Origin of the sequence: Streptococcus sp. 'group B', from assembly GCF_002073795.1 — a bacterium.
GTDB classification, from domain to species: domain Bacteria; phylum Bacillota; class Bacilli; order Lactobacillales; family Streptococcaceae; genus Streptococcus; species Streptococcus agalactiae.
Window position 1 is genome coordinate 2,123,784 of sequence record NZ_CP020432.1, and the last position, 11,832, is coordinate 2,135,615.

An 11,832-nucleotide genomic window follows, 5' to 3' on the forward strand; every position below is an offset into this window, starting at 1 on the left:
TCACTCCTTTACTATATAGCTAACTCGAAAAGCATCATCTGTCTTCGTAAACTCTAACAATACTGTTGAAAATTGATATTGTAATCGTCTATAAGAATTAATAAGCCCATGATGCGAGTGATTTGATCTTAACATTGTACGTATAGCTTTTTGCCTAGCCAAACTAATACCCGATCCATTATTTGAAACAGTAAACCAAATTCCATCACTATCTTGCCAAATATCTATGTTTATTGCTACATCATGACGTTCTTTTAAGCCATATTTAATAGCATTCTCAATTAGCGGTAACAAGAAAAGTTTTGGTACACGCATGTGTTCAAGTTCAGGAGATACTGAAATAGTGTAAGTTAATTCTTCAAATCTCACTTGATTAATCAAAAGGTAGGATTCAATGATTGCTAAATCATCCTTAAGCACAGCTGCCTCTGTGCTACCACTAAGGCTATAGCGCAATAATTTTGTTAGTTGTATAACGATTCTTTCTGTTAATTGTGAATCATAGTGACTGGTTATTAAAATTGTCTCAAGGGTATTATAAAGGAAGTGAGGATTAAACTGAGCTTCTAACATCCTCTTTTCAAACAGCAACTTTTGTGTTTCCAAATCGAGAGTTTTCTCATGTAAATCTTTTAACCGTGAAACCATCTGATTGATTTGAACAGATAGATATTGAAATTCATCTTGACTATCAAGCTCAATACTAGATTTTTCTTGGCGGGAAATGGCATCCATATCTAGCACCATTTGATTTATGGCGCCAGAATTTTTTACTGCGATGCGATCGGCTAGAACTCTAGATTTTCGTCGTAAAATCACAAAAATAATAACTGATGATACTAGAGAAAAAAGGACGACCAGAGTTACTGGTATCAGGGGACGATACATATAAAGTAGGATATTATCTTGCAGAGCTACTTTCCTAACAACAAAAGCTCGATGATCGTGAAAACTAAAATATCTAGTTAAGAATTGACTATCTACCTTATCTAAACTAGAGGAGATAAAATCACGATTAGTAAAAGTAAAGCTATTATTTAGCTGATCGGCAATAATCAAGTCTGAGTTAATAGCCTTCGTTGGAAGTAAAAAGTCTTTCCCATTCATCAATAAAAAGGCATAACCTGAAACTTTTTTATTAACTATAATTGGCTTAATGAGTGCAAGGTAATGCCCTCCCTCACTATCTACAATAATTTTTAGTAGCCTTTGATTTATTTTAGCCTTATCTAAAACTTCACTAATGTAAATAGACTTACTAAAAAAATTACCTAAATGTGAATTACTAGCAAACAAAAGTTCTTGATTAGGTGAGAATACTAAAAGTTCTGTTTGACTTTGTAAATGATTCCTTAAATGATAATATTGCTTACTCAAATCAGCACTTCCTAAGTGTCCTGAGACAAATGGTTTCAAACTATTTTTACCTAAGTCATCTAATAAGGTATCATGTTTTTGAATCAATTGCTTATAACTATAGGAAACTGAATTAACATCTTTATAAAGGCCTATCTGCTGAGGCGCTAAAGAAAAAAGGACGAAAAGTGCAATCAATAACAAGGATAAAATTAAAGACTGGCGGGAAAAATGTTTAGAGATATCATCTTGTAGTCGTTTCTTAAAGCGTTCTTCCATTCTATATCCTCTCATTTCCATCTCCTTTTATTATAGCAAATAGCTATCCAATAAAGATAGTCAACTCCTTTCATACAATAACTTTCAAAAGAAAAAAAGATAAGCTAAACAAGTATCGTCTTGTTCCACTTACCTTTAATGCTAGGAGATTATTAGCAAATACCTAAGAGACCAAGTACAATACCTAACACCATAATACCAAACATGATCCAGTTGATATTGACTTTTTTACGTAGAAGCCAGAAGGCTAATATCGTTACCAACAGTGGCACTACGCCAACAAATAATTGGTCAAGGTAACTTTGTATGGAAGCTGCTTCCTTAGCTCCTTTAGCTGCTACCGTTAAGATTGTCTTGAATTTAACATTTGAAGCAGTCATTGAGCCTACCATCATTAAACCAAGCATACTTGAAGTCTTAGTAACAATTTTAATACCACCTGATTCATACAATTTTTTGATAAACCCTGCACCTACAGAGTAACCTCCATAGAGACTATAATAATGAATCAGAAAAGCTGGAATGTTATACAAGAGTAGAAAGACAACAGCTCCCATGGCTGAGCCTGTACTTGCTAAGGAGATACCGATACCTGCCGCAATAACCCTTAGAATTCCCCAAAAGAATGAATCACCAACACCAGATATAGGTCCCATCAAAGAAGCCTTAACTGCGGTGATAGCACTAGCGTCAAAATCAGGATCTTCACTGTTTTTCTTTTCCATAGATGCAACAAGACCCATAATAAAATTATTAATGTGCATGGTGGCATTAAACCATGTTGTATGACGGACCAGTGCCTCTGCTTTATCCTTATCAGTCTTATAAAAACGATTGATGACTGGTAGTAAAGTATAAATAACTCCTACTGCGTGGTATTGTGTTGCCCCAGTACGACTGGCATTCATCGTCCATGAGCGCCAGAAGACTGAGCGAAGCATTTTACGGTCTTCTTTAGTCAAATTATCCTGTGATTTCATGCGAAGAAGTCCTCCTCTTCTGATTCTTTAGAGTCAAAGGTTGTCTGTTTACTGATCGCACCTCTAGTAATTGCGTCTAATTCTATATCACGTTGTGAACTAATGACGCAAATAACTGCTCCTAGGGCAGCAACTGCAACCGCTGGTAATTTTAAATAAGCTGTTAAAACAAAACCAAGCAAGTAAAAAACAGCTAATTTATTTGTCCATAATAATTTCATCAGCATGGCAAAACCAACAGCTGGAAGGAGGCCTCCCGCCGCACTCAAGCCATTCATCAGGTTTTGAGGAATATGATGGACAAAACTATTAACAGGCCCACTACCTACTAAAATACCAATGAAAGAAATAGAAGCGATAATGAGATAGTAAATAATCCATGTACCATAGTGAAGCATCACAAGTTTACCTTGATGGTTTGCGGCTGCGGCTTTATCCACCATCGGTGCAAAGATATTCATGAAGACGTTTTTCAAAAACATAACAACAAATGCTGCCAACATTCCAATCGGAACAGCTAGAGTCATTGCTGCTTTTTGATCAATGTTTGAAATAATGGTAAAAGTTGTTGCCATCGCTGTTGCTGTTACTGGCTCTGCGGCAATAACACCCCCAATATTAACGTTTCCCAAAAATAGCGCTTCTAGGGAAGCACCCATTAAGATACCAACCTTAATATCACCTAGTAGCATTCCTGTTACAAGACCAACTACAAGTGGTCTCTCCATCATACTTTGACCTGTTAAGTAATTTCCCCCAAAACAAATCAACACAGCTAAAGCTGCCATCGTCGCTGGCATTATCATATGTCATACCTCACTTTGTTTGACTAGCTGACTCAAGTTAACCTTAGTATTTGAAGGCAATACTTGGTTAAAGACGTCTAAATCTGGTAAGCTGGCTAATTCTTTTGCGGCTTCCAACTCTTCTGGATTTAATAAGAGACTTGATGTTAGTTTGACTTTTGTAGCTGGATCAGACTTATCAAAGCGTCCTACATTAGCGACGTTTACTGCTTCTAAATCGGTTATATTTTTAGCAATTGTACAGGCATCTTTAACAGAATTGACAATCACAAAAATGCGCTTGTCAGTTGCGCGTGGATCTTTAAATAGAGCTATTGATTCTTCAACTGAACGGATTAATAATTTCATGCCATTAGGCACAGCCATTTTAAGAGTCATCTGTGTGATTTCATTTTTGGCAGCCTCATCATTAGCCACCACTAAAAGTGGTGCATTTAATTCTTTAGTCCATACAACTGCCACTTGCCCGTGAATCAAACGGTCGTCAACACGAATTTGAGTAATCATTTTTTTCCTCCTAATTATTAATCGAAAAAGTCATCTTCTGAACACGCTTTAAAGCTGAGATCTACCAGCTGCACTTGAGATTCATTGATAACGGTTACAATTTCTTCTTTAGTTAATTCCTCTTCAGGTTTCAAAAATAGTAATGACAACAAGGTCGCTAAATTGCTGTTCGTTATTAAAAAAACATTATTTTTCCCACTATTCATTACAGCAGTCGCCATTTTCTGATTAACGCTGCCACCTAACAAATCTGTAAAAATAAGCCCCTGTTCATCTGGTGCAATCTCATCAATAAATTCTACAATAGACTTGGTATAGTCACTATCATCAATGTAAGCATCTATTGTCTGAATCTCTTGTCCCTTGCCTGTCAGAATATCAATAGAACTCTGCAACCCACTCGCAAGTTTTCCGTGACTGCCGATTAGGAATTTCCGCTTCATCTTTCTCCTCCTATTTATTACATTACCCTAAATTAGTTCTGAAAGTTTTATCAATACTTTGAATAAGATAACCTTTACTATCATTCTAACAAATGAAAACGGTTTAAAAATGGACTATTCTACTCTATGTGTGGACTATTCTATATAATTAATATTTAAAAACAGAACAATAAAAAGGTCATGTATCCTAATAGTTTACACAACCTTTACATCACTATAACTTTAAACTTTCTCTTATATGAATCACTATTTCGAAAGAGATAATGGAATAATTTTTTGATAGGGTATCTTATTAACAACCTTTATTATGAGTAGAGCACAAGCATGTGTTAATGCCAAGGTCACCACAAAAATCACTTTTCCTTGATGGTGTGCAACTAAGGAAGTTGATTTTAAACAGTAAGACACTATGCCAACAAAAAGAGGGTGAAGGAAGAAATAATAGACACTCAACTGTTTTAAAGGACTTAAACGATAGCCCTTAAACAGTGATGTACGTATACTCCAGTTAAATAAGAATACTGCACATAAAGGAGCTAATAAGAAGAAATTTTTATCCAACCCTTGATTAAAATAAATAAGAACATTCTCTAAAGCTAGAAGTAAAAGGAAGAGAATATACTTAAGACCACGCGATTTGGTAAATAGGTCAGTATTAAAATAATCATAGAGTAAATATCCTGCTAGAAGATAAACTGGAGTGTAAAATAATCCGTTTCGTGTTGTCTGAAAAATTGACATATAAGTGGACATCAGGGGATAAAATTTTGTTGACTGTACAAAGACAGAATAGGTCTCTACTGCTCCAATACAATAGAGTACAACAACTGTGATAAATGTCCCCCTAGTTCCTACATACTTCAATAATCCTTGAATAATGAACCAACCTAGAATAACAGCAGGGATGTACCAAAGAGTATGTGACATACCTAAATACAAAAATGCCACAATAAAACCCGGCAGCAAATAAATCTTCGCTATATTTAGAGATTCAAAAAAGAAATAACCATAAGGCAAATAAATGATAGTCCACATGCTATACTTTTTAATCAGTTTACGAAAGTAGGAGTGATTACACAAACCTTGCTGTATACGACCTCTCAAAAAGAAAGCAGTACAAATCAAAAAATAAGGAACAGCCATCCGACCTAGGAAACTTTTAAAGGTAAAATGAATGACATCCTGACTAAATAACCTTCCACTATGAACTAAAATGACCAGTATGGAAAAAAGATATTGTAGCAAGCTAATCATTGATGTATTATGCTGCTTATTATCCATGCACTGACTTCTCTTCATCCTTAACATTACTTTCTATAAGTTATCATTACTATGATACCAATCTCTTCAGAAGAATATCTCAATTATCCCCAAAAGTCATTGAAACGCCTTAAATGGTATCTGATAATTATTGTTAATACCTTATCAACCATATTAGGAAATAAAAAAGCTGATTTCGCAAAAGAAAATCAGCTTAGAATAATTTCTTGTTCAGATAACCAGTGGGAACTATAAACTTCTTCGTCGCATTAAACGATAGGTATAAGCTATCAATAACACTGCAATTAACATACGTAGACTAATCAGACAGATTTCATTAGCAGAAAAACTATCAAAGAAAAAGCCATGACTACCATTACGTGATAATTTTAAAAGTAAAGCTGAAGTGTCTGTCGTTGATACTGAGAAAATAGTTAATAACTTGTTTATCACACCTTTATTAAACATAGCCATTAAAAAGCTAGGAGCAAAAAAGGCAAGCGTTGAAACAGCAAAAGATGTTAATGGCGAATTTGTGATACTTAATATAAAGAAATTAAGACTGGCTATAAAAAGGAGTCCAACAAATTGTAAGACAATAATATGAACAAAAGCAGTTGATATTGTCATAGGTACAGGAAATCCCATAATATTAGCCAAAGGTGATGTCCAGTATAAATTCAGTTGAACACTTGTCTCCCAACCACTAAAACCAAAATAATCTGCAAATACCGTCAGAATGAGGGCATATGCTAGGATAAATGTGGAAATACCGATGGTCATTGTACTAGCTAACTTAGCCCAGGTCAACTGACCACGTCCATACCGAGTCGTCAGTAGTATAGGATTAATCTTCTTAGCCCTATCTCCTGAAAAAAGAGGAGCTGATAAGAATAGAGTAAATAAGACAATTAAAATATAAGTACTATTACTTACTTCAAAAAGTTGATTCCAAGGAGCAAAGTTACCTAGCTTTAGTTGTTTTAGTGGTAGCGCAGAACCCAACTGTTTTTGATCTTTAATATTTATTTTATTAAAATCAATTGTTTTATCATCTTTCAATTGGTTATAGTAAATTAAAAAATCACGATCAAAAGTGTCTGCCACATAATAACTAAAAACATCAAATATAGGGGGGCGTCCTGCTGGCGGATTAACATAGTTTTTAATAATATTTGTTACTCGTTCTTCAGATAAATCCCCTGAATATTTTTCAGCTATTCTACGATTAATTGCAACCGCTTCTCGACCATGTATTTTATCTGCAGAATAGCCACTAATTTGCCCAACAAAAAAATGCTGGTAAAATAGACCAAAAATAGCAAGAAGGAAGATAATAAAAGCCCCCAATGCTGCCTTACGTTGTAGAAGTTTTTTTAATTCAAAAGGAAAAATTGATATCATCTTACTTACTCCCCTCTAAAATGATAGATGTAGAAATCTTCTAGAGTCGGAACAACCAACTGTGCCGAATCACTCGGACAAATATCACTCACTACACGAAATACCAGACTATCTGAAATGACTTTTTCATTAACAATAGCAATATTGGGTATCTGAGATAAATCTGGTTCAGTCGTTATTTCCCACACTTTTCCCTCAATAGTTTTCAACAACTGTGCGGTGTTGCCCTGTTCGATAAATTTACCATTTTTTAATACTATAATTTCTTTGGCAACAGCTTCCACATCCGACACAATATGCGTTGATAAAATGATAATTTTATTGGTGGATAACTGACTCAAAATATGGCGAAATTTAACCCGTTCCTTAGGATCAAGTCCAACAGTTGGTTCATCCAGAATAAGTATTTCAGGGTCATTGATAAGTGCTTGAGCAATGCCTAAACGTTGCTTCATACCACCGGAATATGATGAAATCTTCTTTTTACCTACATCACCTAAACCAACAAGCTCTAGTAATCTAGGAATTTCTGGTTTAGCTTTCTTTTTATCAACACCTTTTAAGGTAGCGATATAATTTAAGAAAGCAATGCCAGTAAATTGATCATAATAGCGAAAATGTTGCGGTAAAAAACCAATGTGACGATAAAATTCTTCCGACTGCTCCTGTCCATTCCAATAAATATTCCCACTATCTGCGAATGTAAAGTGGCTCATCAAATTTAATAAGGTTGTTTTGCCAGTACCATTTGCTCCTAAGAGTCCATACAAACCAGGAGTAAACTGGTAGGAAATCTGGTTAAGTACTATTTTTTTTCCGTAGCTTTTAGTGATATTATCTAGCTGTAATAACATAGTATTGTCTCTCCCTATACAAACTTAAGCGGCAAGGAAGATTCCCTATCGCTTAAATAAAAAATCAATTATACAAGATAGACACGACAAACGCTTCCAGGGTAAAGGCCCATACGATTTCTTGCATTTGCTGCAGCAGTATTTTCAGAAAGATGCCATGCACTTGTATAAGTATGTTTACCGGTTCTTACTGTATACCCATCTATGACCAAGGCCACCTTCAACATGTGATAATGCTTCATTATCCATAACTTCTAATTGTTCAATTGATTTTACATTTATTTTGAATATCTCCTATATAAAATTTTTGTCTGTTGCAACTTGACACATTTAATATAGCATTCAAATAAAAATAGAAACGTTTATTCCCTGAAATGTCGTTGAATCGCCTCAAAACAGAAAAGTACTATCTACCTTTATATCCTTATAGAAACCATTGGACGCGTTGCAATAGCTGTTTAAGCTATTTTTAATAAGTATATATTTTTATGGCAAAATATTAATACGATAACGAAGAAAGGAATTACACAATGTTGACGTACAAAAAAGCATTGGTGCGTCAGGTTGATACTAAGGATTGTGGAGTAACTGCACTTGCTTCAATCGCAAAGTTCTATGGTTCAAAATATTTATTAAACCACTTACGAGAACTAGCCAAAACTAATCGAGATGGAACTACAGCTTCAGGAATTATCGCCGGAACAACTAAATAATATCACTGGTGGTGGTTGGATTGATGGTATTAAGAAAATAATAAACTTAGATAAATTGAACTTTTTAAAACTATAATATGATTTCGAAAGTTTGGCAGAAACTAAAATCTTGGCTACTTGTTGCAATAGAAATATTTGGATAACGATTGATAACTCCCCTGACATTGTAAAGACCTATTCCTCTATTCCGCCCCTTACTACTTATCTCATAATTGAATATCGTTGACGTATCTATTGCCTTTTCCTTAGTTGAATTTTCTATGATAAAAATTTGTTTATGTTTTAATGTAAAATAAGACATGGCTATCTTAGGATCGTCTGTCTCTAAAGATGCCTCAATAGCGTTATCCCATAAAACAGATACAATGGTAATAAAATCAATCAGTTCCATCCCTTGAGGTTTAATACTGTCTGGTACTTCTATAGATACCATAATATGATTGTCTATCGCTTGTGAAAGCTTGGCTGCTAAAAGACTTTTTAAGGCTGGGTTATCTACATTAACCAACCGGTCTATATTATACTTAGGATGTCGGAAATGTGTATTAGATTCTTTAAAGATAGACTGATAAACTGATTTGACAATAGATATATCTTCATTATCAATCCCTAGTTTCAAGGTCGTTAACATGTTACTATAATCATGTCGGAAGCTCCTAACTTCTTTATACAACCCCTCAATATGGTGGCTATAATCTATCATATTAGCCAATTGGAGTTCTCTTTGAACAGCTAACCTCTCCTGTAAAGAATTTCGAAGTCTCCGGTCTAAACTGGCTATTGCTCCCGTAAATATAATCCAATAAACAACAAGCAAAAATTGCCGGTAAATAACAGTATTGATGGCTAATTCATATTCCAAATAAGTTGAAAACTGCATCAGTAAGTAATAACTGACCATACAACCATTCGTAAATTGGAGAATTCTCTTATCTATGGGCGAAACTTCACTACTTCGCAAAGTTTTAAAGTCGTATTGCATCCATCTTAAAAATAGGAGAACACAAAGAGTAGACAAGACATCAACAAAATATCCCCAAAACCCCTGGTTGGTTGTATGAAAATCAATATTAAACAAAGGAAAGACAAAAAAAGCTAAAGAACGTGAACAAAGATTTCTGAGAACAATTGGAAACAAGCCATAAAAGACTACTAAAGTTTTAGATATAGGTCTTAGCAACAAGAAAGCCAGACTTAACATATAGATGGGGAGAAGCCAGTACTTTAGAAATGAAAGATTAATAATAGTATTAGCTGCTATAAATAAAATTACAAGTCCTAATCTCAGAGCAATACAAATTCCAATCTCTATTAAAGTCAATTGACGTCCACTGATTTTAGAAAAGAGAAATATTGTTAATATTATCGTTAAAGCTATCTCTAAGATGGATAGAGTAGAATTCATATTCCTCTACCTCTTTGATTTTCCTCTATTACTACCATAATATCTTTTATTTTATTACGAGAAATCAAACAATTCGAACCATTTTTTAAATAGATTAGTTTATTTGACCTATCCACTTTAAAAATATTCAAGGGATTTACTAAAAAAGAGCGATGACATTGAAAGAGCCTAGGTTCTTGTTTTAAAATATCCCCCAAAGTGGCTGTGAATTCCATTCTGTCTTTTGCAGTATAAAGGACAACTCTATGTGACCTTAATGACGTTTCTATATAAAGGATATCGTTAAAAGGTACTTGTACTTGACTATAGCGTGATTTAAAATAAAAAGAATCTTCTAGTAAGTTTTTACTGCAAGCATTATTAGCATATAGTAAAACGTCTTCAATCCTTCTGCTAAATGCTTCCTGTGAAAGTCCTTTATCGATATAGTCTAAAGCTGATACCTGATAACGAAAGGTTAAAGGCATTAATTCCGAATGAGTTGTAACAAAAACAATCTGAGCATAAGGATCAATTTGTCTAATTTGTTTTGCGACCTCTAAGCCCCTCTGCTCATCATTTTTTATTTCAATGTCTAAGAAATATAAATTATGCATACCTTTTTCACAGATTGATTCCAATAATTGAACTGGTTTTTCAAAGGTATTTACCATTTTACTGTGTATACTTCTCCTAATTTTAACTTCCTCAATTATTCTCTCTAAACGTGCCTGTTGAATAAAATTATCCTCTAAAATAAAAATATTCACTCTCGTCTCCTCGTATTAATTGTTCTAATAGATAAACCAATTGATTAAATTATTTATTAAAATCACCTATAATAGTTATTATCATTTTATCATATTTTCTCATGCATTCCAAACTTCGTAAGAAGTTAAATAATGTGACATATTTTTCAAAAAGCACCCTAAGTTTTGTTTTATAGACAAATTTAGGATGCTTTTAATATATTAAATAGATTAATCTAAAGATTTAACGTAATTTCCAAGCCGTAATGATCACTAACGACAGGTGCTTCACCACCTTCAAAAACTACTTGACTTGAACTGATTGAAAGGTCTTCGCTAGTAAAAATATGGTCAACTTTAAGAGCCTTTTTATTCCCTTCCCAACCATCAATATCAGCCATAATAGTATGGTCTCCAAATACATGATTGGCTATTTGGTGGCTATCCTTTAATGCTAATGGACTATTAAGAACAAGTTCATAACCCTGATTTCCAGTAGGATTATTAAAGTCACCCATGAGTAAAAGTGGAGTTTCTACCTCAAGTAGGGTAGTTTCTAGTCGTTTCCACTCCTCCGCAAATCCTTTCTCAAACCATGATAAATGGAGGCTAACTACTGTAACGACTTTGTCATTCAGAGTGGTCTCAGCTACCAGAGCACGACGAGTATGATAATCAGTCTCATCGTCTACAGCTGAAACTAAAATATCATCTGGCTTTAATGGTTTCAGAGAAAGTATCGCTACCCCTTCATGGTACTTACTATAACCAATATGATTATAAGCCCATGTCCAATGATAGTGTAGACCTTGAAGATTTAGGTAATGCACTAATTGCAAGGCAAAGTTATCTTGATGAAGAGCTGGTGTACCTTCAATCGGATGATAATTTGGACTACTCGTAGCAAGAGGGGAAGATATGCTCTGGTTCACCTCTTGTAGGCAGATGATATCATATTTTTCACGGAAGATATGCTCTGCTAAATCAAATAATTTCTTTAGAGCATTTACTTCCATCCATGAATGAGTATTTAACGTTAAGCATTTTGCCATAGAGTATCCTTTCATCAGAAAGAAGCTGAGACTTGCCCAGCTCCT

At 34.3% G+C, this 11,832-nt stretch carries 13 protein-coding genes and 1 pseudogene; 2 read left to right on the forward strand and 12 right to left on the reverse strand.

Translation table 11 applies throughout. The features are described from left to right. From A6J68_RS11075 to A6J68_RS11100, 6 genes are all read right to left on the reverse strand, one after another. A complete protein-coding gene (locus A6J68_RS11075) occupies positions 1-1,650 on the reverse strand; it encodes a sensor histidine kinase (protein ID WP_001215130.1) in 1,650 nt (549 codons plus the stop codon). A gap of 137 nt (positions 1,651-1,787) precedes the next feature. Next, complete coding sequence (locus A6J68_RS11080) at positions 1,788-2,615, reverse strand: PTS system mannose/fructose/sorbose family transporter subunit IID (RefSeq protein WP_000841957.1); 828 nt, start codon at positions 2,613-2,615, stop codon at positions 1,788-1,790. Further along, positions 2,612-3,421, reverse strand: a complete 810-nt coding sequence (locus A6J68_RS11085) for a PTS mannose/fructose/sorbose/N-acetylgalactosamine transporter subunit IIC (RefSeq protein WP_000605775.1) — start codon at positions 3,419-3,421, stop codon at positions 2,612-2,614. The genes A6J68_RS11080 and A6J68_RS11085 overlap by 4 nt, the downstream gene beginning before the upstream one ends. 3 nt (positions 3,422-3,424) lie before the next feature. Next, entirely contained in the window at positions 3,425-3,928 is a 504-nt protein-coding gene (locus tag A6J68_RS11090) for a PTS system mannose/fructose/N-acetylgalactosamine-transporter subunit IIB (RefSeq protein WP_000632642.1), read from the reverse strand. A gap of 17 nt (positions 3,929-3,945) precedes the next feature. Continuing rightward, a complete protein-coding gene (locus A6J68_RS11095; protein ID WP_000823121.1) occupies positions 3,946-4,371 on the reverse strand; it encodes a PTS mannose transporter subunit IIA in 426 nt (141 codons plus the stop codon). A gap of 246 nt (positions 4,372-4,617) precedes the next feature. Then, a complete protein-coding gene (locus A6J68_RS11100; RefSeq protein WP_000369170.1) occupies positions 4,618-5,652 on the reverse strand; it encodes an acyltransferase family protein in 1,035 nt (344 codons plus the stop codon). A gap of 51 nt (positions 5,653-5,703) precedes the next feature. Here A6J68_RS11100 and A6J68_RS11105 point away from each other — a divergent pair, with 51 nt between their 5' ends. Further along, positions 5,704-5,886, forward strand: coding sequence for a hypothetical protein (locus A6J68_RS11105; protein ID WP_001869123.1), 183 nt, complete (start codon positions 5,704-5,706; stop codon positions 5,884-5,886). Here A6J68_RS11105 and A6J68_RS11110 read toward each other — a convergent pair. The 3 genes from A6J68_RS11110 to A6J68_RS11120 all read right to left on the reverse strand — a co-directional run bounded on the left by A6J68_RS11110 (position 5,881) and on the right by A6J68_RS11120 (position 8,131). Then, positions 5,881-7,035, reverse strand: a complete 1,155-nt coding sequence (locus tag A6J68_RS11110) for an ABC transporter permease subunit (RefSeq protein ID WP_000623424.1) — start codon at positions 7,033-7,035, stop codon at positions 5,881-5,883. The genes A6J68_RS11105 and A6J68_RS11110 overlap by 6 nt on opposite strands. Positions 7,036-7,040: 5 nt before the next feature. Next, positions 7,041-7,889, reverse strand: coding sequence for an ABC transporter ATP-binding protein (locus tag A6J68_RS11115; protein WP_000926585.1), 849 nt, complete (start codon positions 7,887-7,889; stop codon positions 7,041-7,043). Positions 7,890-7,957: 68 nt separating this feature from the next. Then, positions 7,958-8,131 carry a hypothetical protein gene (locus A6J68_RS11120; RefSeq protein ID WP_000683602.1) on the reverse strand — a complete coding sequence of 58 codons (174 nt, stop codon included), beginning with the start codon at positions 8,129-8,131 and terminating at the stop codon, positions 7,958-7,960. A 288-nt stretch (positions 8,132-8,419) separates the two neighbouring features. Between A6J68_RS11120 and A6J68_RS11125 the strand changes: the two are divergent. Beyond that, positions 8,420-8,584 (forward strand): annotated as a pseudogene (locus tag A6J68_RS11125) (cysteine peptidase family C39 domain-containing protein); the annotation flags it as partial. Between the two features lie 88 nt (positions 8,585-8,672). Here A6J68_RS11125 and A6J68_RS11130 read toward each other — a convergent pair. The 3 genes from A6J68_RS11130 to A6J68_RS11145 all read right to left on the reverse strand — a co-directional run bounded on the left by A6J68_RS11130 (position 8,673) and on the right by A6J68_RS11145 (position 11,787). Next, on the reverse strand, positions 8,673-10,007 hold the full coding sequence (locus tag A6J68_RS11130) for a sensor histidine kinase (protein WP_001089365.1): 1,335 nt from the start codon (positions 10,005-10,007) through the stop codon (positions 8,673-8,675). After that, complete coding sequence (locus A6J68_RS11135; protein ID WP_001019938.1) at positions 10,004-10,756, reverse strand: response regulator transcription factor; 753 nt, start codon at positions 10,754-10,756, stop codon at positions 10,004-10,006. The genes A6J68_RS11130 and A6J68_RS11135 overlap by 4 nt, the downstream gene beginning before the upstream one ends. Positions 10,757-10,971: 215 nt before the next feature. After that, on the reverse strand, positions 10,972-11,787 hold the full coding sequence (locus A6J68_RS11145) for an endonuclease/exonuclease/phosphatase family protein (protein ID WP_001029871.1): 816 nt from the start codon (positions 11,785-11,787) through the stop codon (positions 10,972-10,974). Positions 11,788-11,832 lie beyond the last annotated feature (45 nt).

Coding starts and splice junctions, on each gene's coding strand:
- A6J68_RS11110 (WP_000623424.1), bottom strand. CDS start 7,035: ATGATATCAATTTTTCCTTTTGAATTAAAAAAACTTCTACAACGTAAG.
- A6J68_RS11100 (WP_000369170.1), bottom strand. CDS start 5,652: ATGGATAATAAGCAGCATAATACATCAATGATTAGCTTGCTACAATAT.
- A6J68_RS11145 (WP_001029871.1), bottom strand. CDS start 11,787: ATGGCAAAATGCTTAACGTTAAATACTCATTCATGGATGGAAGTAAAT.
- A6J68_RS11095 (WP_000823121.1), bottom strand. CDS start 4,371: ATGAAGCGGAAATTCCTAATCGGCAGTCACGGAAAACTTGCGAGTGGG.
- A6J68_RS11090 (WP_000632642.1), bottom strand. CDS start 3,928: ATGATTACTCAAATTCGTGTTGACGACCGTTTGATTCACGGGCAAGTG.
- A6J68_RS11130 (WP_001089365.1), bottom strand. CDS start 10,007: ATGAATTCTACTCTATCCATCTTAGAGATAGCTTTAACGATAATATTA.
- A6J68_RS11115 (WP_000926585.1), bottom strand. CDS start 7,889: ATGTTATTACAGCTAGATAATATCACTAAAAGCTACGGAAAAAAAATA.
- A6J68_RS11085 (WP_000605775.1), bottom strand. CDS start 3,421: ATGATAATGCCAGCGACGATGGCAGCTTTAGCTGTGTTGATTTGTTTT.
- A6J68_RS11105 (WP_001869123.1), top strand. CDS start 5,704: ATGATACCAATCTCTTCAGAAGAATATCTCAATTATCCCCAAAAGTCA.
- A6J68_RS11120 (WP_000683602.1), bottom strand. CDS start 8,131: ATGAAGCATTATCACATGTTGAAGGTGGCCTTGGTCATAGATGGGTAT.
- A6J68_RS11080 (WP_000841957.1), bottom strand. CDS start 2,615: ATGAAATCACAGGATAATTTGACTAAAGAAGACCGTAAAATGCTTCGC.
- A6J68_RS11075 (WP_001215130.1), bottom strand. CDS start 1,650: ATGAGAGGATATAGAATGGAAGAACGCTTTAAGAAACGACTACAAGAT.